The sequence below is a fragment of the Halorubrum shenae genome, from assembly GCF_051194165.1.
Classification (GTDB): domain Archaea; phylum Halobacteriota; class Halobacteria; order Halobacteriales; family Haloferacaceae; genus Halorubrum.
On sequence record NZ_JBLZNI010000024.1, the window covers coordinates 1 to 19,911 of the forward strand.

Genomic DNA, 19,911 nt, shown 5'->3' on the forward strand with positions numbered 1-19,911 from the left:
GAATGTCCTGCAACGCGGCTTTTCTGAGTTAGGGCTGGGATGGCCCGAAGATACGCCTGTGGAGACTGCGCTCCCTACGGACACCAATCAAGTGTCTGCAAAGCGCGTCGTGGAAACAGGAAGCCTCGGGGCTTGACCCCGAGGCGATTCACCCCGCCGAGTCAGCTGCCGACGGCGAAACGATGATACTCCGTCACCGTGACCGATCGGTATGACTGATGTCGGCGACGACGCCCCGACCTTCACCGCCTCGCTCGTGACCGACGAGATCGAACCGTTCGACCTGTCCGACCACCTCGGGAGCGAGCCCGTCGTGCTCGCCTTCTTCCCGGCCGCTTTCTCGAACACCTGTACGGACGAGATGGAGGCGCTCCGCGACGGCTTCGACCGCGACGACTGCACGCTGTTCGGCGTGAGCACCGACCTCCCGCACGCGCTGGCCGCGTACCGGACCCAGTACGACCTCCCGTTCGGGCTCGTCGCCGACACGGCGCACCGCGCGATCGAGGCGTACGACGCGATCGAGTCGTTCGAGGACTACGGCGTCGACACGGTCGCGCGCCGAGCGGTCTTCGTGATCGACGGCGACGGCGTCGTGACGTACCGGTGGTTCGCGGAACACTCGGGGCAAGAACCCGACTACGACGCCCTCAAAGCGGCGGTCGCCGACGTGGACGCTTAAAAATGTACTCGCCACAGAGCGCCTGATCCGGCGACCGTCGACGGCCTCTCAGGCCGGATCGCGAAGCCCGTCGAGCGCCTCGGTGTTCTCCATCGACGAGAGGTCGCCGGCTCGGGGCGGCTCGCTTTGGCCCCCTACTCGTCGGCGTCGTCGACCGTCTCGTCGGTCCCGACTGTCTCATCGCTCTCGTCCGTTTCAGTTTCCACGCCGTCGCCCTCCTCCTCGGTCTCCTCCTCGGCGTACGCCGATTTGGGGACGATGTCGACGGAGGCGACCGCATCGTCCGGATCCAGATTCATCACGATGACGCCCTTCGTGTTGCGGCTCACGGTCGAGATCTCTTCGACGCGGGTCCGCATAATCTGGCCGTCGTCGCTCATCGCGAGCAGGTGGTCGCCGTAGGTGACCGCCTCGATGGCGACCGCCTCGCCGTTGCGGTCGCCGGTCTTGATGTCGATCAGCCCCTTCCCGTTGCGGGACTGGAGGCGGTAGTCGTCCAGATCGGAGCGCTTCCCGTAGCCGTTCTCGGTCACGGTGAGCACCCAGTTGTGGTAGTCGTCATCGATGGCGGCCACGCCGGCGACCGCGTCGCCCTCGCGCAGATCGATGCCGATCACGCCGCGGGCCGTGCGACCCATCGCGCGCGCCTCCGACTCGTCGAATCGGATCGCCATCCCGTTCCGGCTCCCGATGACGATGTCCCGCTCGCCGTCGGTCACCTCGACGTCGACGAGCTCGTCGCCGTCCTCGAGCCGGATCGCGCGGATCCCGGTCGTTCGGATGTTCCCGAACTGGTCGACGGCGGTCCGCTTGATGTACCCGTCGCGGGTCACCATCGTGAGGAACTCCTCGTCGTCGAGGTCGTCGATGTTGACGACCGCCTCGATCTCCTCGCCGTCGTCGAAATCGATGAGGTTGACTGCGGACTTCCCGCGGGCCGTCCGAGACATCTCCGGGATCTCGTAGGTCTTCAGCTCGTAAATCTGCCCGCGGTTGGTGAAGACGAGCAGGTAGTCGTGCGAGTTGGCGGCGAAGACGGAGGAGACGCGGTCGCCCTCCTTCAGGTCGGTGCCGATGATCCCTTTGCCGCCGCGGTTCTGCGCGCGGAACGTGTCGAGCGACATCCGCTTGATGTAGTCGTCCTCGCTCATCACGACGACGCACTCCTCCTCCGGGATGAGGTCCTCGTGAGTCACGTCGCCCACGTCCTCGATGAAGCTCGTGCGGCGCTCGTCGTCGTACTCGTCTTTGATCTCCCGGAGCTCCGTGATGATCACCTGATCGAGCTCGTCGGGGTCGGCGAGGATCGTCTCCAGCCGCTCGATGCGTGCGGTGACGTCCTCGTACTCGGACTCGATCTCCTGGGTCTCCATCGAGGTGAGCGAGCCGAGCTGCATCCGAACGATGTGTTCGGCCTGCGCCTCGCTGAACTCGTACTCGGCCTCCAGCGCCGCCTTCGCGGCGTCGCGGTCGGCGGAGTTCTGGATGGTCTCGACCACGTCGTCGACCTGTTCGAGCGCCTTCAGCCGTCCGTCGAGGATGTGTGCGCGGTCCTCGCGTTCTTCGAGTTCGTGCTCGGAACGCCGCCGGACCACGTCGCGGCGATGCTCGACGTAGTGTTCGAGCGTCTCTTTTAAGTTCAGCACCTGCGGCGAGCCGTCGACCAAGGCGAGGTTGATGACGCCGAAGGTGCGTTCGAGGTGGCTCTCCAACAGCTGGTTCTTGACGACCTCGGCCATCGCGTCGCGCTTGAGCTCGACGACGACGCGGATCCCGTCGCGGTCGGACTCGTCGCGGAGGTCGCGGATCCCCTCGATCGAGCCCTCGTTGACGTCCTCGGCGATGCGCTCGACGAGCCGGGACTTGTTCTGCTGGAAGGGCAGCTCCGAGATGACGATCCGGCCCTCCTCCTCGTCGACCTCGAACTCAGCGCGGACGCGAAGCCGCCCCCGCCCGGTCTTGTACGCCTTGTGGACCGCGTTCCGGCCGACGATGTTCGCGCCGGTCGGGAAGTCTGGTCCCTTGACGTGTTCCATCAGGTCCTCGACGGTGCAGTCGGGACTCTCGATCAGCTCGACGGTGGCGTCGATCACCTCGCCGAGGTTGTGCGGCGGGATGTTCGTGGACATCCCGACCGCGATCCCGGAGGAGCCGTTGACGAGCAGGTTCGGGAACGCCGACGGGAGTACCGCTGGTTCCTCCAGTCGGTCGTCGTAGTTCGACGTGAAATCGACCGTGTCGCGCTCGATGTCGGCCAGTAGCTCCTCGGCCATCGGGGCCATCCGGGCCTCCGTGTACCGCATCGCGGCCGGCGGGTCGCCGTCGACGGAGCCGAAGTTCCCCTGCCCGTCGATGAGGGGGTACCGCATTGAGAAGTCCTGTGCCATCCGCGCGAGCGAGTCGTAGATGGCGCTGTCGCCGTGCGGATGGTAATCACCCATCGTCTCGCCGACGACGGACGAGGACTTGCGGTGCGAGGAGTTGCTGGTGACGCCCGCCTCGTGCATCGCGTAGAGGATGCGCCGGTGGACGGGCTTGAGCCCGTCTCGGACGTCGGGGAGCGCGCGACCCGCGATCACCGACATCGCGTAGTCGATGTACGACTGCTCCATCTCGTCTTCGATGCGGGCGTTCGTCACCTGCGCGGCGCGGACGTCGTTGGGGTCGGCGTCGGGTACCTCGGAGCTCATATATCCACCCACTCCGCCTCGGTGGCGTGCTCTTTGATGAACTGCTTGCGCGGCTCGACCGCGTCACCCATCAGCACGTTGAACATGCGGTCGGCGGCGGCCGCGTCGTCGACGTTGATCCGCTTAAGCCGTCGGTTCCCGGGGTCCATCGTCGTGTCCCACAGCTGGTCGGGGTTCATCTCGCCGAGGCCCTTGAACCGCTGGACCTGGTCCGGGTCGCCGTCGCACTCCTCCGCGACGATCCGGTCCCGCTCCGCCTCCGTCATCGCGTCGTACGTCTCGCCGCGGTACCGGACGCGGTAGAGGGGCGGCTGGGCCGCGTACACGTAGCCCGCTTCGAGCAGGGGCTTCATGTGGCGGTAGAGGAGGGTTAAGAGGAGGGTTCTGATATGGGCTCCGTCGACGTCGGCGTCCGTCATGATGATGATCTTGTTGTACCGGACGTCGTCGATGTCGAACTCCTCACCGATCCCCGCGCCGATCGCGGTGATCAGCGCGCGGATCTCGTCGTTCTCGAGGATCCGGTCGAGACGGTGTTTCTCGACGTTGAGGATCTTGCCTTTAAGCGGCAGAATCGCCTGATTCTCGCGGTTGCGGCCCTGCTTCGCTGAGCCGCCAGCGCTGTCGCCTTCCACCACGAACAGCTCCGCCTCGGTGGGATCGCGGGTCTGACAGTCGGCGAGCTTGCCGGGCAGCGCCGTCGACTCCAGCGCCGATTTTCGGCGGGTCAGCTCCTCGGCCTTCTTCGCTGCCTTGCGCGCTCTGGCGGCCTCTGCGGCCTTGTGAACGACTTTCCGGGCGGTGTCGGGGTTCTCCTCGAAGAAGGTCCCGAGCTTGTCGTGGGTCGCCGACTCGACGATGCCGCGGACCTCGCTGTTGCCGAGCTTCGTCTTCGTCTGTCCCTCGAACTGCGGGTCGGGGTGTTTCACCGAGATGACCGCCGTGAGCCCCTCGCGGACGTCCTCGCCCTTGAGATTCGCGTCGAGGTCGTTGACGAGCCCGTGCTCGTTGGCGTAGTCGTTGACGGTCCGGGTCAGGGCGGTCTTAAATCCGGTCAGGTGAGTGCCGCCCTCGCGGGTGTTGATGTTGTTCGCGAACGCGTGGACGGAGCCCTGCAGCTCCTCGGTCGCCTGCATCGCGACCTCGACGTGGATGTCGTCGGCCTCGTCCTCGAAGTAGATGACGTCCTCGTGGATCGGCGTTCGCATCTCGTTGAGGTAGCCGACGAACTCCCGAATACCGCCCTCGTAGCGGAACGTCTCCTCGTCGCCCCCGTCGTCGACGCCTTCTTCGTCGCGCTTATCGACGAGCGAGACGGCGACGCCGGAGTTGAGGAACGCCAGCTCGCGCAGGCGGCTGGCGAGCGTCGAGAACTCGAAGGCGGTCGTCTCGAAGATCTCCTCGTCGGGCCAAAAGCGGATGTACGTGCCTGTCCCCTCGTCGTCGAGGTCGCGCACGCGCTCGAATCCGCCTTCGACGGGTTCGCCGCGGGCGAACTCGTGGCGATAGACGCCGCCGTCGCGTTTTACCTCGACTTCCAGCCGCTGGGAGAGGGCGTTGACGACGCTGACGCCGACGCCGTGGAGCCCGCCAGAGACCTGGTAGGACTTGGAGTCGAACTTCCCGCCGGCGTGGAGGACGGTCATGATCACTTCGAGCGCCGGGCGGTCGTACTTCTCGTGGGTGTCGACCGGGATCCCCCGCCCGTCGTCGCTGACGCTGACGGAGTTGTCGTCGTGGATCGTGACGGTGATCCCGTCGCAGTACCCCGCGAGGGCCTCGTCGATGGAGTTGTCGACGACCTCGTAGACGAGATGGTGGAGCCCTCGACCGTCCGTGGACCCGATATACATCGCCGGACGTTTACGGACGGCCTGAAGGCCTTCGAGGACCTGAATCTGGCCGGCTCCGTATTCGCTCTGCTCTGACATAGAACTTACCTGAACTAGTCTATGCCGACTTATAAAGCCGGCGCACGCGCGCGGGCGTGTGAGCGGGAACCATCCTAAAGAACCTGCCAACTTACCAAAAATTCGCGGCCTACCTGCCGTCGAGAACGACCCGCGCCCGCTCGATGATCGCGGCGCGGACCCGGTCTGGATCCGCGCTTGTCCCGCCGCCCCCGAATCGAACGGGGGTCTCCCTCGCGATCAGCTCGACGACGCGGTCGGTGACCGCGTCGACGGTCACGCCCTCGCCCCGGCGATCGAGGTCGCCGATGACTCGCTCGAACCGGTTGTCGGTGGCGTGTGTCGCGGCGATCGCCTCGGGATCGTCGGACGTGAGTGTCTTCCCTTCCGCCTCCGCCGCCGCCCGGTCCGCGAGTATCTTCCCGCGCCCGCCGCGTTTGTTGCGTACGACGACCCCGGCGGCGGGACCGTCACGCCACGCCGAGCCGGGGATCTCGTACGCCTCCGGGTCGAAGTCGCGGGCGTTCACTTCGCGCTCGATCGCGTTAACCGAGCCGAGCCCGATCCCCTCGAAGATGGCCGTAGCGGCGTCTGGCGGCCGGAACGACCCCGCTTTCGACTCCGCGTTCGCCCCTCGGTCCGAGCCCCCTCTCGACCCGGTCCACACGTCGGTCCCGAGAAACGGCGGGAGCCGATCCCAGTCGTAGTCGGTTCCGCGGTGGTGGGTGGCGACGCCGAAAAAGACCACTTCCTCGGGATCGTCGACCGCACTCCGGAACGCCTCGCGGTCGAACCGGTCGCGGACGTACCTGACGGCGGGCCGGAGCGCGAGGGGGACCGCTTCCGCGTCCGCGTACGTCGTTTCGGAGTCGCCGAAGCGGAGGAGACCGGACTCGTCCATCCGGAAGCGGAGCCCCGTTCCGTCGATCAGTTCGAGGAGCCAGAGGTGGCCCGTGAGGAGGTCGTCGAGGGGCTGCGAGCCGCGAACGTCGGGTAAGTGTGGGAACGAGCGCATGGGTTGTCGACGCTAGGTCGTCGAAGTGTGCGTCCCGGAGCGGGTTGGCTCTTGGGAGTCACCGGCGTGGTCCGCTCCCCGAGTTTGCCAGTGTGTCGCCAGTCCCCACAGTTACAAGCCGCCGCCCGGCGTATCGTCGGGCAATGCTACCGATCGCGGACTCCTTCGAACACGACTATCAGGGCTGTCAGATCCGATACGGTCGCGGGCGAATCGACGATCTCGGTGACGCCCTCACGGAGCGAGAGATCGGCGACGCGCTCGTCGTCTGCGGCTCGAACGTCGGTGCCAACGACGACCTGATGGACCCGATACGCGAGGGGCTCGGCGACCGGCTTGCCGGGGTCTTCGACGGGACGACACCGGACAAGCGCGTCGAGACGGCGTTCGACCTGCTCGATAAGCGGGCCGAGGTCGGCGCGGACGCCCTCGTCGCGGTCGGCGGCGGGAGCAGCCTTGACGTCGCGCGACAGGCAACCCTCCTCGACGTCGACGGGCGGGATCTCGGAACCCTCCGCGCGGACGCAGAGGCCGGGGCGGACGCGCTCGGCGACCTCGCGCCCGGAACGTCGCCCGCGCTCTCCGTTGTCGTGGTTCCGACGACGTTCGCGGGCGCAGACCTCTCAACCGGCGGCTCGCTGGAGGTGTTCGACGCGGACGCGTCTCCCACCGGCCAGCCGATAACCGTCAGCGGCGAGGGTCCCATGCCCGATATCGACCTCGCGGACCCGGCGCTGTTCGAGACCACCCCGCGATCGGTGCTGGCGGGGTCAGCCATGAACGGCTTCGACAAGGGTCTCGAGACGCCGTACGCCGCCGACGCCTCGCCCGTGAGCGACGCGACGGCCGTCCACGGGACCCGGCTCCTGCGCGACGCGCTCCCGCACGTCGCCGGCGACCGGCCCGACGACTCGGCGGCGACCGACCGTGCCGTGGTTGGCGCGCTGCTCGTCCAACTCGACCGGAAGATCTCGGTGATCCACGCGTTCGGCCACGGGTTCGCGCGCCGGTACGACGTCCAGCAGGGGAGCGTCCACGCGGCCGTCGCGCCGCACGTCCTCGCGTTCCTCTTCGACGAGGTCGACGCGAGCCGGCGGGCGCTCGCGAACGGGCTCGGCGTCGCGACCGCGGGCCGCGACGACACCGCGATCGCCGAGGACGTGGTCAGCGAGGTCGCCGCGGTCCGCGGCTCTCTTCCGGTCCCCTCGCGACTCCGCGAACTGGGGCCGGTCGAGGAGGCCGACTTTCCGGCGATCGCCGAGTACATCGCCGACGACTGGTCGATGGACCGCGCCCCGGACGGACTCGACGCGTCGCCGGAGACGATCGAGGGCGTGCTACGCGAGGCGTGGTGAGCCGGACTCGATCGGCGTCAGGCGGACCGGTCCCCACGTCGGCTTCCGACGGCGACAGCGCCGAGTAGCGCCACGACCGCGACAAGGACACCGAATCCGGGCGAGCCGTCGTCCGTCTCGCCGGAGTCGTTCGTCTCGTTCGCGTCGTCCGTCTCGTTCGTATCCTCCGTCTCGTTCGCGTTGCCGTCTTCGTCGACGCCCACGATAGCGATAGACTCGGAGCTGACGCCGCCGTCGGTCGCGACCACTTCACGCTCGCCAGCCGCCTCGATCGGGACCGCGAGTTCCCCGCGGTCGTCCGTCTCGCCGACTGCGGTTCCGTCGACCTCGATAGTCGCCCCTTCGACGGGCTCGTCGTAGGCGTTCCGCACCGACACGCGGGTCGTTTCGCCGACGAGGACGCGTTCGTTCGCCGTCGTGATAGCGAGCGTCGGCGTCCGCTGTGCCGTCACGTTCGTGCTCACGTCAGACTCCCGGACGGAGATCGTCTCGGGGTCCGGATCGTACCCGTCTTTGACGACTTCGGCGGTGTACTCGGCGTTCACGGGGACGTTCAGCGACACGGCCCCCTCGGTGACGGTCACTTCGCCGTCGTACACCGACGAACGCACCTGGATCGCGCCCGTCTCTATCTCCGCGGGCGGGTCGAAGTGATCGTCGAAGACGCGAATGTCGAGCGTGACGGTGCCGGATTCGATCTCGACGGTCGCGTCCGACTCTCCGCTCACGTTCACCTCCTGTGTCGTCTCGAAGAAGCCGGGTTTCACGACTCTGAGTGTGTACGCGCCGCGCTCCAGCCGACTCGAGGTGAACGTCCCCGACTCGTCGGTCCGTCCGCGGTCGACGGTCCGTCCCCCTTCGCGGAGCCGCACCCGTGCATCGGGCTGCGGCCGGTCCTGCGCGTCGACGACCGACACGGTCGCGGTCCCGCTGCGCGAGACTGCGAGCTCGATCTCCGACTCGCTGGCTTCCTCGACGGCCAGCGGTCGATTGCGGATGTACGTGTCGTCGTCCACGTCGAGCTCGACGGTCGCGTCCTCCGGGACGTCGAGGAATACCTTTCCGTTGCTCGCCGTGGTTCCCCTCGTCGTACGCGTCTCGTTGGACTCCGTCTCCCACGTCGCCACGACGTCGACACCGCCGATCGACTCGCCGTCTTGGTCGACGACCGACACGGTGAACGTCACGTCGGCTCCGGCCGCGCCGCCGGCCGCGAGAGCCGCGGCGATCAAGACGGTGACGAGGGCGGCGACGCCGACCACTGTGAGTCGCTCGAAGTTCATGGATATGTGAACATCCGACGGGAGGTGTATTGCTATGAACACGTTACCCGGTTAGCTCCCGGGGGAACTCGTCTGATTGTCGGGGTCGAGACCTCGCGGCGCTCAGTCGTCAACCGGTGCGTCAGGTCGATACGCCTCGCTTATGACCTTCCACTTCCCGGAGCGGAACCGCCAGTAGTTGATCGCGGCGGGGATCGTCGTCTCGGCGACGAACGCGAGGTACACGCCCCAGAGCCCGATCGCGGGGAGCGCGACCTCCGGTATCGTCGCGGCGAGCCCCGGCACGTCGATCGCCGGGGTCGCCTCGTACGCCCCGACGTACGCCAGCGGGATCGAGACGCAGAACATCCCGAGGAACTGGCTCGCGAAGGGGATCTTCGTGTCGCCGGCCGCGTCGAGCGGCCCCGCCGCGCCGCCCGAGATCCCCTGAAAGACGACGGCGACGCAGGCCGCGTATACGAACGTGATCGCGATCGGCACCTCGGGGCTCTCCGGGCTCTCCGCGAACAGCGCCACGATGTCGCTCGCGAAGACCGCCGTCAGCGCCGCGAAGACGAGGTACGTCGCCACGGAGAAGCGGATGATGTCGCGGGCGTACGCCTCGGCCTCTGCGGGATCCTCGCCGCCGAGCTCCTGCCCGACCAGACTGGAGGAGGCGAGCCCGAAGCCCCAGCCGGGAGCGTTCATGATCCCCCAGATGCGTCGGGCGATGACGAACGCGGCGACGGTGTTCTCGCCGAAGGCGTCGAGGATGGCTAACATTGGGAACTCCGCGGCGACCCACACGAGGTTTCGCGCGCCGACCGGAACGCCGATCTCGACGAGGTCGTGAAGCATGGCCGGGTTCACGTACGAGCCGAACGGGTCGATCGAGATCGGGAACTCGCCGATTCCGGGGACCCGCCCCCAGACGAGCCCGACCGCGAACGCCCCCACGGCGAGTACGTTCGAGAGGACGGTCCCGACCGCGGCGCCCTCGACGCCCCAGCCCAGCCCGAAGATGAACGCGGCGCTGAACACGATGTTCGCGACCGCACCGCCCGCGCGAACCTGCATCGCGGTGTACGCGTCGTCGCAGCCGACGAGCACCCGGCTGCCGACGAGGTTGAGCGCGGCGAACGGGACGCCGAGCCCGACGATCCGGAGGTAGTCGGCGCCGAACGCGATCGCGGTCTCGTTGCCGCTCAGCATGTCGATCAAGCGCGTCGGGAACGTCCAGAAGACAGCCGAGACGGGGATCGTGATTACGATGGCGAGGAGGACGCTCGCTCGGACGGCGTCGCCCAGCTCTTTGTATGCCTCCGCACCGAAGCGCTGGGAGACTAAGGCGATGGTGCCGCCGGCAACGCCCCCACCGAGCGCGAACGCCAGGCCCCAGTAGGGGCCCGCGAAGCCGACGCCGGCGACCGCGCTGGTGCCGACGGCGACGCCGACCATCGCCACGTCGACCGCGTTCTTCGACATCCGGGCGATCCCCGTGACGATCCGCGGCCACGCGAGGTCCGTGGTCCGGACCACGCGGTGACGGTCGATCAGCCCCACCCTCGCGAGGGCGAAGCCGATGTATAAGATCAGCGCACGGAAGGGGTTCGGGAGGCGGGCCACTGCGAGTACGGCTCTTTCTCGGTGGGTAGTAAAGGGATTTCGTCACGCGGCGGGCGTTTCCGGATCGGCGGGCGGCGACGCGGCGTCGAGGGTGAGGCCGGGAGGACTCACGCCCCCGACACGAGATACACCGACGCCACGGCGAAGGCGATCCCCAGCGCCTTCCGCGCGGTGAACGACTCGCCCAAAACGAGGAAGCCGATCACGGAGGAGAACACGAGGAACATCGCGAAGATGGGCGTCACGACGCTCACCGGGCCGAGCGCGAGCGAACGGTACAGCGCCAGGATCCCGATTCCGAGGAAGACCCCGGCCGCCAACACGTGAACGATCTTCGGCGAGGAGAGATGTTCGACGAACCCCTGTCCGGTGGACGCGAGCACGCCGACGGCCATGAGAATGAGAAGCGAGTTGGAGACGACCACGGCCACGTCGCTCGGGACCGCGTCGGGACCCGTCGTCGCGACTCGCATCAGCGGCGAGACTAACGCGTACGCGCCCATCGCGAGCAGGGCGTACGGGAGATAGGTGTTCATGCTTCGGCATGGCCGGCGGCGAACAAGTGCCTACCGACCGACGTGCGAGATCGGCGCGGCGGCGGTGGGCTCTCTCACTCCGCGCTGTCCGCGGCGGCGGGACTCGCGTTATCCAGGGGAAGCGAGAGCGTGACGACCGTCCCGCAAGGGTCGCGGTCCGCGAAGGAGACGCTGCCGCCGACCTGGTCGATCCCCCACTTCACGATCCACAGGCCGATCCCGCTGGCGTGCTCCAGCGGCGTCTCCACCCCCTGCGCCAAGACCTTGTACTCCTCCGGATCGATCCCGGGGCCGTCGTCGTCGACCGATAGCTCGAGCCAACCGGCCTCGGTCGACGCCTCGATCCACACGGACGGGGGATCCGCGTCGTTGTGTTGGACCGCGTTCGAACAGAGGTTCCCCACGACGGGCCTGAGGCTCACCGGCACCGTCACCGCCGGCAGTTCGCTGTCAATCGTCACTTCGGCGTGCGGGTGTTCCTCGCGGAGCTCCGCGACGGCCTCCTCGACGAGTTCGGACAGCGGGACCGGCGGCTCGGGCTCCGAGAGCGAGTCGAACAGCTCGCACGCGGTCCGGGTCCGCTCGCTGAGCTGATGAATTCGCGCGGCGCTCTCCTTGACGACTGTCCGCGCGCGCTCGTCGCCCGGAGCCGACGCCAACTGGTCGGTGTACCCTTGGATCAGGTTCGTCTCGGTCCGGATATCGTGGCGAAATACCCTGTTGAGCACGTTCAGCCGCTGTTGCTGGCCGAGGTACTCGCCGACGTCGTGGTAGACGACGAGGCGGCCGATCGCCCGCCCGTGGTCGTCGGTCACGCGCCGCACCGTGACCTCGTACGGTCGTTGGCCGTCCCGTCCCAGAATCGAGAGCGGGCCGACATCGCCGTGCTCGCCGTCGAGCGCGTCGTATCTGGGGACGACCGCAGCCGCCGCTTCGCCGATCGCCGTCCGACGGTCGATCTCGAACACGCTGGCGGCACACCGGTTCAAGTCGAGCACGTACCCCCCCGTGCCGACGACGAACACCGGATCGTGGAGCTGCTCGAACACGAGCTGCCGCGCTCGCCGGCGCGGCGCGGGCGTGAGCGTGAGCAGGCGGAACCGGGTGAGTGCGAAGAGGTACGCGACCCCGGAGACGGCGAACGCGAGCGGCGTCGGGTCGAGTCCGGGCACCGGGATGACGCCGGAGATGTAGAGGAGGCTGCTGATCCACGGCGTGGCCGTGCCCACGAGCAGCGCCGCGCTCTGCCCCCGAAACGGCCTCGCGTCGTCGCGGACGAGCTGGAGGATCGGTACCGACCCGATCAGTCCCAGCAGATAGGTGTAGCCGGCGATGACGTAGTACCACGAGCCGGGCTCGACGCGCAGGAACGACCCGACAGCGGTGTCGGCGATCGCGCGGTCGGCGACGAGGAGCCCGTACGGGTCGCCCATCGCGACGATGAGAACGGTGATGGCCGGGGCGACGCTGGCCGCCGCGACGACGCTCGGCGTCACGTATCGGTCTCTGCCCGTGTACTCCAACGCGAACAGCAGCCACCCTATCGGTACCAGCACCACTCCGACCCACTGCACGTCGTACCAGAGCGCCTTCGCGGCGAGCGTCGACGCCTCCAGTTCGAAAACGAGGAAGGTGGTCCACCACACCTGTCCGGCGAGCAGCAGCGCGAGCCACGTGGCGCCCGCGTCGGGCCGCTCCCGCCACGCGAGCACCGCCGCGGACGTACCGGTGACGACTGCCGCGAGCAGCGCCACAGAGAGCGGACTCAACCCGATCACAGTTTATTGCAGAAGAAGGAAGTATAAATCATTTTGTGCTATCGATCCGACACCCTCGTTTGGTCGGGGATCGAAGTCGATGTCGGATCAGCCGATCAGGGACACCCCCGCGATCGCGGCGCCGACGACGAGATAGGTGCAGTCCGGGGCGACGCCGAGGACGGACTCGTCGTTGATCCGGCCGGCGAGCGCGGTGACACAGATCGACGCGGCGATGCCGAGACCGAGGGCCGCGACGAGCGGCCACGCGAGCAGGCCGGCGGCGGCCGCGGCGGTCACGGCGCTCGCCGCGAGCAGGTCGACGCCGTACAGCACCCGGCGCGTTCGGACGACCCCGAGCACGACGGGGAGCGTCGCGACGCCGACCGCCGCGTCCGCGTCGACGTCCCTGACGTTCGGGAGTTCGGCGTCGACGAACGACCGCAGGAAGAAATACGCGAAGACGGCGGCCACAGCCGGCCCGACTGCCGTCCCCGCGAACGTGATCGGGAGGAACGTGAGGGCGGTCGCCCACCCCGCCGCGACGACGACGGAGTTGACGACGAGCACGTCTTTCAGACGCGGAATGCGGCTGTGTCCGCCGTCGGTGACTCCCGTGCCGGCTCGGCCGGCGATCGGGCCTGCGGGAGCGAGACTCGAGAGGGCTCCACCGACGGCACGGCCGAGTTCCGGCAGCCAGTCGGAGGCGTAGGCGAGCCAGAAGGCGCCGGGCAAGAGCGCGAGCGCGAGCGCGAGCGGTCCGCCCGTCACCGCAAGCGCGACCGCCAGTCCGTAGGCCAGCGTGGCGGCGATCATCAGCTGGTCCCCGTAGCGCCGGGCGAGCAGCGCGCGATCGGGCGTCGACGCGGCGTCGGCGTCCGCGTCGGCGACGTGGTCGACGGTGTACACCGCAAAGGTGACGAGCGCGACCACCGCCGGAGCGACCGTCAGCTGGACGCCCAGTAAGGCCGTCGCGATGAGCGTCTCGACGGCCGCGACGAGCGCGGTGAACGGCGATCCCCACGCGAAGGCGGCGGCGAGCCGTCGACCGCCGGATTTCGTCCCGTTCGCGGGTGCGGACGCGTCCGGCGGTGTCTTCGGTGCGAGCGGTTCGGAACGGTACGTCATGTCTGTGTCATCGGGGAGCTCCGACGAGGTGTCTGTCGTGTCTACCATGGTTCGAGACCGACGCCGCCGCCGACCGACGACGCCCGCCGATAGACACTCTCACCGCCGAACGTATCTAATCGTTCCAAAAAGCTTAAATGAAAAAGTAATATTATTCAGTCTAATTTATCAAGAGTGCAGAAGAGTTCGACCGTCCGCGATCCCTTCAGTACGCTTTTGGGCCAAGCGGTCGACGGATCGCGTATGGACACAACCTTCGACCACGTGATGATCCGCGTCGAGGACTTAGCGGAGAGCCTCGACTGGTACCAGACCCACCTGAACTACGAGGAGAAGGGCCGCTGGGAGGCCGACACGTTCACCAACGTCTTCCTCGGTCCCGAGGAGATGCACGAGGACGGCGCGACCTTAGAGCTCACCTACAACCACGGCGACCACACCTACGAGAACGGCGACGCGTGGGGCCACATCGCCGTCCGCGTCCCCGAGGACGCCCTGCAGGAGTCGTACGATCAGCTGATGGCGGAGGGCGTCGACGACTACCGAGACCCCGAGTCGTGTGGAAACCGCTACGCGTTCGTGAAAGACCCCGACGGCCACGAGATCGAGATCGTCAAGCGCGACTACGGCGCGAAGTGGAGTATCGACCACACGATGATCCGCGTTGAGGACGCCGACGAGGCGCTCGGCTACTGGACCCGCAAGTTCGAGTACGCCGAGGCCCGCGGGCGCTGGGAGGCCGACTCCTTCGCGAACTACTTCATGGCCCCCGAGGACGCCCCGAAGGAGGCGATGAAACTGGAACTCACCTACAACTACGACGGCCGCGAGTACACGATGGGCGACGGCTGGGGGCACATCGCCGTCCGCGTCGACGACCTGGACGACGCGTGGGACGAACTGATGGTCCGCGAAGCGAACGATTACCGCGACCCCGAGTCCTGTGACCACAACTACGCGTTCACCAAGGACCAGGACGGCCACGAGGTCGAACTGGTCTTCTAAGGCTAAACCCCGCCGTTTCGGGGCTTCGGATTTCTGGCTTTCGTACGCTAGCGATCGATAGCGGCAGTGAGTGTTGCAGATCGGTGGAGCGGTTGTTTATAAGTCGGATTGGCGTGTTGCTGTCGGGTGTTTATTAGTGATCGACGACTCTGCGGTGGACACCGTCAAAGCCCCAGCCGCGACGACTCGCGCGGCTCGGTGCGCTCCTTGACCGCTCACTTCGTTCGCGGTCTGCGGTGCTTCCGTCGCCGAGCTTCGCCCTCGCGGCTGCCCCTTTGAGTCCCACCCCCCCACACAGCGCCGAACCGCAGCCTCACACCTCCCCAGCCTCGCGGTTCGCGCTCTCCGAGCGCTCACCGCGTCCCTCGCGCGTGCTGACTCGCGGCCTGACGGCCGCTCGCAGGCACGCGCCACCGTACCGTAGATTATAAGCGATCGTCACAGCCGCTCACACTCAGTTAAATATTGTATCGCCGTCGCCGATCTGCAACACCAACTCCCATGATCGCTCAGGAGCCGGCTCGTAACGGCCGCCTCCTCCGTCACTCCGCTGCTCGTTCCACACCGGTCACCTCGAACCGCGCACCGCCGTCGCTGCCCTCCGTGGCTCGGACCGACCAGCCGTGGGCCATCGCCACCTGCTCGACGATCCGGAGGCCGAAGCCGGTCCCCTCCCTCGAGGTCGAGTAGCCGGCGTCGAACACTTCATCGCGGTTCGCTTCCGGGATTCCCGGTCCGGTGTCCTCGACGTAGAACCCGACTTCGTCTTCCTTTGCCCCGCCAAGCGCACTGACGGTGATCGACACGTCGTCACCGCCGTGTTCGACCGCGTTCCGAACCAGGTTCTCGACGAGCTGCCTGAGCCGGCTCTCGTCGGCCCGGAGCCACAAGTCGTCTCCGATAGTCAGGGCCGCGTCCGCGGTTTCGACCGTCTCCCAGCAGGACTGGACGACGGCGGAAAGCCGAACCGGCTCCGTCTCGCTCACCCGCTCGCCCTCACGAGCGAGGGTCAGGAGGTCGCCGATCAGCGTGTCCATCCGCTCGTGAGCGCGGGCGACGATGTCGAGGTGCTCGCTGTCGCACTCGTCGCGGGCGAGTTCGACCCGTCCCTGCGCCACGTTCAGCGGGTTCCGCAGGTCGTGGGAGACGACGCTGGTGAACTCCGCCAGCCGGTCGTTCTGTCGCTTCAGCTCCGCGCTCCGCTCGTGGAGCCGACCGGTCCGCGTCGCGGCGTTAAGCGCCGTCTCGGCCGCGGTCGCGAGGATCCGCGCGAGGTGTTTGTCGGTCCCGTCGAAGACACCGGGCTCCGTCTCGCCGACGGAGATGGTCCCGTGGTCGCCGACGGGCAACACCATCAGACTCCGGAGCCCCGTCCCGGCGTCGACGCCGCCCGCGGCCTCGATGTCGTCGTACACGTGGGGCTCGCCCGCCTCGAACGTCTCCCAGTTGAGGCTCCCCTCGTCGGGGGTGAACACCCCGCGGGGCGGGAGCAGCTCCTCGACCCCCTCTGAGACCGCGACGGGGACGAGCCCGCCGGCGTCCTCGTCGTACAGTCGAACGGTGACCACGGAGAACCCGAGCACCTCCTCGGCGGCCGCCACGACGCGCTCGGCGATCTCGGTCGGGGAGTCCGCTCGGATCAGGCTCCTGGTCGCGTCGTGAAGCCGCTCCAAGTTGGTCTCGCGGGCGACCCGGTCGAGCGCCGCCTCGAGGTGGTTCGCGAGGACCTCCGCGATGAGCACGTCGGTCTCGGTGAACGCGTGCGGCTCGGACGAGGAGATGACGAACAGCCCGTGGTCGCCGATCGGGTGGAGGACGATGCTCTCGGCGGGCGTTTCCTCGTCGAGCGAGTCGTCTCCCGACAGCTCGTCGACGACGAGCGGCTCGTCGCCGCGGTACGCCTCCCATGCGAGGGCCGCGCGCGTCCCGGACGGGGCACCGCGATCGACGGAGGGCTGTTCGTCGAAGACGGAGGGCACCGATTCGGCGAGCGCGACGGGTTCGAGCGCGTCGCCCGCGTCGTTCAGCAGATGGACTCCGCTCAGCCCCGCGTCGATGATCCCGTCCGCGGCGTCGACGGCCAGCTGCGTCGTCTCCTCGATCGTCCGGGCGTAGTTGAGCTCTTTCGTCCACTCGCGGAGCCGCAACAGCTTCTCCTCGCGTCGCTTCCGCGCGGAGATGTCGCGGGTGTTGACCACGAACCCGCTGACGCCGTACTCGTCGAGCCGGTTGCTCCCGACCGACTCCACCCACAGGTAGCTGCCGTCTGCGGTCTCGAACCGGTATTCGACCGTCGGGTTCGGCTCGTCGCCGATGACCGACCGCGCGAACGTCTCGACGACTCGCTCGTAATCGTCCGGATGGACGTACGAGAACGCGTACTCCCCGACCATCTCCGCCGGATCGTGGCCGACGAGCCGCTCGACCGAGGGGCTCGCGTACTGGAACGTCCCGTTCGCGTCGAGCGCGGCAACGATGTCGCTCGAGCGCTCCACAAACGCCTGATGCCGTTCGCGATCGGTCACGTCTCGGATGATACCCACGAACCGCTGCTCGCCGTCTTCTTCGAACTCTCCGAAAGAAATCGAGAGTGCGATCTCGTGGCCGTCTCGGTGCGCTCCCGGGAACTCGGCGGCCGACCAGTCCATCGAGCGCTCCCCGGTCGCGCAGTACCGCTCAATCGCTTTGCTGTGCGCCTCGCGCTTCCGCTCAGGCATCAGCAGTGCTAGCGACTCGCCCTCGAGTTCCGCGGGCGTGTAGCCGAGCAGGCGCTCGACCGCCGGGTTCGCGAACCGGATCCGGCTGTCGGCGTCGATGGTGATGATGCCGTCCATCGAGTGGTCGGTGATCGCCCGCAGATGGGTCTGCGTCCGCTCGGCCTCGCGCTCGATCTGCCGCTTCTCCGCGGCCTCGACCACGCGGTTCGCCAGGATTTCGTACTGTTCCGTGCCGCCGCCCTTCTGGAGGTAGTCCGTGACACCCGTCGAAATCGCGTCGCTCGCGACCGCTTCCGATCCCTTTCCCGTATAAAGGATGAAGGGGAGGTCCGGGTTGCGCTCCCGGACCATCTCGAGGAACTCGATCCCGTTCGGTCCCGGCATGTCGTGGTCGGAGATGACGCAGTCGACATCGGTGTCCGGGTCCTCGAGGTACTCGAGGCCCTCGGTGGCGTTCGAAGCGGTCGCGACCGTGATCCGCGGGTCCTCGAGTTCGAGGAACGACGCCGTGACCTCCGCGAGGTCCGGGTCGTCGTCGACGTGAAGCACGCGGATCGATTCTTGCATAAATTCCGGGTACTCGTGACGCCGTGATAATCGTTTGGACCGCCCGGTCCCTACCCGCCCCGGTCCCTACCCGCCCCGGTCCCTACTCGCTCTCCACCGGCCGGAAGACGACGAGGGGGTCCCCGTCGGTCGCGCGCTCCTCGACGCCGACGGCGACCCGGTCGCCGACCGCGACGGCGTCGGGTGCGGGCTCGATCCCACGGAGGACGCCGGTGAGCCGGACCGGCCCGAAGTCGGCGACGACGTTCACGTACGGGGTGTCGTCGGTGAACCGCGGACCGGCGACGTGGACGACGCTGTACGTCTCGACGCTCCCTGTCTCGGCGAGCGGCGCCTCCGAGAGCGACGTCGACCCGCACTCCGGACACACCCGCCGCGGCGGCAGCGATCCGTGGCCGTCCGGACACACGAGGGCGTATCCCTCGCCGTCCGCGAGGGCGTCGAGCCACTCGTCGTAGGCTCCGTTGCTCGCGGGCGCGCTCATTCGGCCACCTCCAGCACGTGGACGACCGCGCTGGCAACCGTCCCGCCGGCGTTGTGCGCGACGCCCACCTCGGCGTCGGCGACGTGCCCGCTGTTCGGGTGGTCGCCGCGGAGCAGTCGGGTCAGCTCCGCGATCTGTGAGCCGCCGGTCGCACCGACCGGATGCCCCTTCGCCTTCAGTCCGCCCGAGAGGTTCACCGGGAGGTCGCCGTCGGCGGTGGTGATCCCGTCGCGGGCGGCCGCGATCCCCTCGCCGGGCTCGAAGAACCCGAGCGACTCCACCGCGAGCGCTTCCGCGATCGTGAAGCAGTCGTGGACCTCCGCCACCTCGACGTCGTCGGGCCCGACTCCGGCGTCGGCGTAGGCCGCGTCGGCCGCGTCGTCGGCGGCGGGGGTGCGTGCGAGGTGTTCACGATCCGCGAGCGCCATTCGGTCGGTGCCCTGTCCGGTTCCCGTCACCGCGATCGGGGCGTCCACGTCGTGTTCGGTCGCGTACTCCTCGGACACGATCACGAGCGCGCTCGCGCCGTCGGTGATCGGGCAGGCGTCGTAGAGGTGGAGCGGCTCCGCGACCGGCGGGGCCTCCAGCGCCTCCTCGACGGACACCTCCTGTCGGTACTGGGCGTACTCGTTGGGGAGTGCGTTCTCATGGTTCTTCGCGGCGATGTGAGCCAGGTCGCGGCGGCTCCCCCCGTAGGCGTCGAAGTACGCGGTCGCCATCAGCGCGTACGCGCCGGGGAACGTCACGCCGGCACGCACCTCGAACAGGTCGTCGGCCGCGATGGAGAGGCCCTCGGTCACCTCGTCCGTCGGGAGGTTGGTCATGCGTTCCATCCCGCCGGCCACGGCCACGTCGGCGTCGCCCGCGCGAACGGTCCGGACCGCTTCGCGGACCGCGACGCCGGCCGAGGCGCAGGCCTCTTCGTAGCGGGTCGACGGGCAGTTCACGCCGGCCGCCTCGGCCATCAGCGGCGCCTGGTGGCCCTGGTGCTCGGCGAGCGCGCCCATGAAGTTGCCGTAGTTCAGCTCTTCGACGTCCTCGCGGGGGACGCCGGCGTCCTCGAACGCCCGTCGCGCGGCCGTCGCGAAGAGGTCACGGCCCGTTCGGTCCGGGTGGCTCCCGAACTGCGTGAGCCCGACTCCCGCGACGCGTACGTCGGTCATACACGAACGATTAT

The 19,911-nt window shown here is 68.0% G+C and carries 14 protein-coding genes and 1 pseudogene; 4 read left to right on the top strand and 11 right to left on the bottom strand.

The window, feature by feature from the left end:
- A pseudogene (locus ACNS88_RS16320) lies at nucleotides 1-136 on the top strand (RNA-guided endonuclease TnpB family protein); the annotation flags it as partial.
- 75 nt (nucleotides 137-211) lie between these two features.
- Nucleotides 212-682: a redoxin domain-containing protein gene (locus tag ACNS88_RS16325; protein WP_435099998.1), complete on the top strand. Its 471-nt coding sequence runs from the start codon at nucleotides 212-214 to the stop codon at nucleotides 680-682.
- A gap of 134 nt (nucleotides 683-816) precedes the next feature.
- On the opposite strand, the gene gyrA is transcribed toward ACNS88_RS16325, so the two are convergent.
- The 3 genes from gyrA to ACNS88_RS16340 all read right to left on the bottom strand — a co-directional run bounded on the left by gyrA (nucleotide 817) and on the right by ACNS88_RS16340 (nucleotide 6,297).
- Nucleotides 817-3,372 carry a DNA gyrase subunit A gene (gene gyrA / locus ACNS88_RS16330; protein ID WP_435100001.1) on the bottom strand — a complete coding sequence of 852 codons (2,556 nt, stop codon included), beginning with the start codon at nucleotides 3,370-3,372 and terminating at the stop codon, nucleotides 817-819.
- Nucleotides 3,369-5,303, bottom strand: a complete 1,935-nt coding sequence (gene gyrB / locus ACNS88_RS16335) for a DNA topoisomerase (ATP-hydrolyzing) subunit B (protein WP_435100004.1) — start codon at nucleotides 5,301-5,303, stop codon at nucleotides 3,369-3,371. Before gyrB ends, gyrA begins: the two co-directional genes overlap by 4 nt.
- Before the next feature lie 109 nt (nucleotides 5,304-5,412).
- Nucleotides 5,413-6,297, bottom strand: coding sequence for a hypothetical protein (locus ACNS88_RS16340; protein ID WP_435100007.1), 885 nt, complete (start codon nucleotides 6,295-6,297; stop codon nucleotides 5,413-5,415).
- Between the two features lie 143 nt (nucleotides 6,298-6,440).
- Here ACNS88_RS16340 and ACNS88_RS16345 point away from each other — a divergent pair, with 143 nt between their 5' ends.
- Nucleotides 6,441-7,652 (top strand): iron-containing alcohol dehydrogenase family protein, encoded by a 1,212-nt coding sequence (locus tag ACNS88_RS16345; RefSeq protein ID WP_435100010.1) that lies wholly within the window; start codon nucleotides 6,441-6,443, stop codon nucleotides 7,650-7,652.
- A gap of 17 nt (nucleotides 7,653-7,669) precedes the next feature.
- Here ACNS88_RS16345 and ACNS88_RS16350 read toward each other — a convergent pair whose 3' ends face one another.
- The 5 genes from ACNS88_RS16350 to ACNS88_RS16370 form a co-directional block, all read right to left on the bottom strand.
- On the bottom strand, nucleotides 7,670-8,935 hold the full coding sequence (locus ACNS88_RS16350) for a carboxypeptidase regulatory-like domain-containing protein (RefSeq protein WP_435100013.1): 1,266 nt from the start codon (nucleotides 8,933-8,935) through the stop codon (nucleotides 7,670-7,672).
- Nucleotides 8,936-9,037: 102 nt separating this feature from the next.
- Entirely contained in the window at nucleotides 9,038-10,540 is a 1,503-nt protein-coding gene (locus ACNS88_RS16355) for an MATE family efflux transporter (protein WP_435100016.1), read from the bottom strand.
- A 107-nt stretch (nucleotides 10,541-10,647) separates the two neighbouring features.
- Nucleotides 10,648-11,076, bottom strand: coding sequence for an EamA family transporter (locus tag ACNS88_RS16360; protein ID WP_435100019.1), 429 nt, complete (start codon nucleotides 11,074-11,076; stop codon nucleotides 10,648-10,650).
- A gap of 74 nt (nucleotides 11,077-11,150) precedes the next feature.
- A complete protein-coding gene (locus ACNS88_RS16365; RefSeq protein WP_435100022.1) occupies nucleotides 11,151-12,854 on the bottom strand; it encodes a sensor histidine kinase in 1,704 nt (567 codons plus the stop codon).
- A gap of 87 nt (nucleotides 12,855-12,941) precedes the next feature.
- Complete coding sequence (locus ACNS88_RS16370; RefSeq protein ID WP_435100025.1) at nucleotides 12,942-14,009, bottom strand: UbiA family prenyltransferase; 1,068 nt, start codon at nucleotides 14,007-14,009, stop codon at nucleotides 12,942-12,944.
- Between the two features lie 195 nt (nucleotides 14,010-14,204).
- Here ACNS88_RS16370 and ACNS88_RS16375 point away from each other — a divergent pair, with 195 nt between their 5' ends.
- A complete protein-coding gene (locus tag ACNS88_RS16375) occupies nucleotides 14,205-14,966 on the top strand; it encodes a VOC family protein (RefSeq protein WP_435100028.1) in 762 nt (253 codons plus the stop codon).
- Between the two features lie 542 nt (nucleotides 14,967-15,508).
- Here the strand turns inward: ACNS88_RS16375 and ACNS88_RS16380 are convergent.
- From ACNS88_RS16380 to ACNS88_RS16390, 3 genes are all read right to left on the bottom strand, one after another.
- Nucleotides 15,509-18,250: a PAS domain S-box protein gene (locus ACNS88_RS16380; protein WP_435100031.1), complete on the bottom strand. Its 2,742-nt coding sequence runs from the start codon at nucleotides 18,248-18,250 to the stop codon at nucleotides 15,509-15,511.
- 82 nt (nucleotides 18,251-18,332) lie between these two features.
- The gene (locus ACNS88_RS16385; RefSeq protein WP_435100034.1) at nucleotides 18,333-18,734 is read right to left on the bottom strand and encodes a Zn-ribbon domain-containing OB-fold protein; all 402 of its coding nucleotides are present in this window, start codon (nucleotides 18,732-18,734) and stop codon (nucleotides 18,333-18,335) included.
- Nucleotides 18,731-19,897, bottom strand: a complete 1,167-nt coding sequence (locus ACNS88_RS16390; protein ID WP_435100037.1) for a thiolase domain-containing protein — start codon at nucleotides 19,895-19,897, stop codon at nucleotides 18,731-18,733. Before ACNS88_RS16390 ends, ACNS88_RS16385 begins: the two co-directional genes overlap by 4 nt.
- Between the last annotated feature and the right edge of the window lie 14 nt (nucleotides 19,898-19,911).

What these genes read in the sequence shown, in the direction of transcription:
- ACNS88_RS16325 (WP_435099998.1), top strand. Translation starts at nt 212, where the DNA reads ATGACTGATGTCGGCGACGACGCCCCGACCTTCACCGCCTCGCTCGTG.
- gyrA (WP_435100001.1), bottom strand. Translation starts at nt 3,372, where the DNA reads ATGAGCTCCGAGGTACCCGACGCCGACCCCAACGACGTCCGCGCCGCG.
- gyrB (WP_435100004.1), bottom strand. Translation starts at nt 5,303, where the DNA reads ATGTCAGAGCAGAGCGAATACGGAGCCGGCCAGATTCAGGTCCTCGAA.
- ACNS88_RS16340 (WP_435100007.1), bottom strand. Translation starts at nt 6,297, where the DNA reads ATGCGCTCGTTCCCACACTTACCCGACGTTCGCGGCTCGCAGCCCCTC.
- ACNS88_RS16345 (WP_435100010.1), top strand. Translation starts at nt 6,441, where the DNA reads ATGCTACCGATCGCGGACTCCTTCGAACACGACTATCAGGGCTGTCAG.
- ACNS88_RS16350 (WP_435100013.1), bottom strand. Translation starts at nt 8,935, where the DNA reads ATGAACTTCGAGCGACTCACAGTGGTCGGCGTCGCCGCCCTCGTCACC.
- ACNS88_RS16360 (WP_435100019.1), bottom strand. Translation starts at nt 11,076, where the DNA reads ATGAACACCTATCTCCCGTACGCCCTGCTCGCGATGGGCGCGTACGCG.
- ACNS88_RS16370 (WP_435100025.1), bottom strand. Translation starts at nt 14,009, where the DNA reads ATGGTAGACACGACAGACACCTCGTCGGAGCTCCCCGATGACACAGAC.
- ACNS88_RS16375 (WP_435100028.1), top strand. Translation starts at nt 14,205, where the DNA reads ATGGACACAACCTTCGACCACGTGATGATCCGCGTCGAGGACTTAGCG.
- ACNS88_RS16380 (WP_435100031.1), bottom strand. Translation starts at nt 18,250, where the DNA reads ATGCAAGAATCGATCCGCGTGCTTCACGTCGACGACGACCCGGACCTC.
- ACNS88_RS16385 (WP_435100034.1), bottom strand. Translation starts at nt 18,734, where the DNA reads ATGAGCGCGCCCGCGAGCAACGGAGCCTACGACGAGTGGCTCGACGCC.
- ACNS88_RS16390 (WP_435100037.1), bottom strand. Translation starts at nt 19,897, where the DNA reads ATGACCGACGTACGCGTCGCGGGAGTCGGGCTCACGCAGTTCGGGAGC.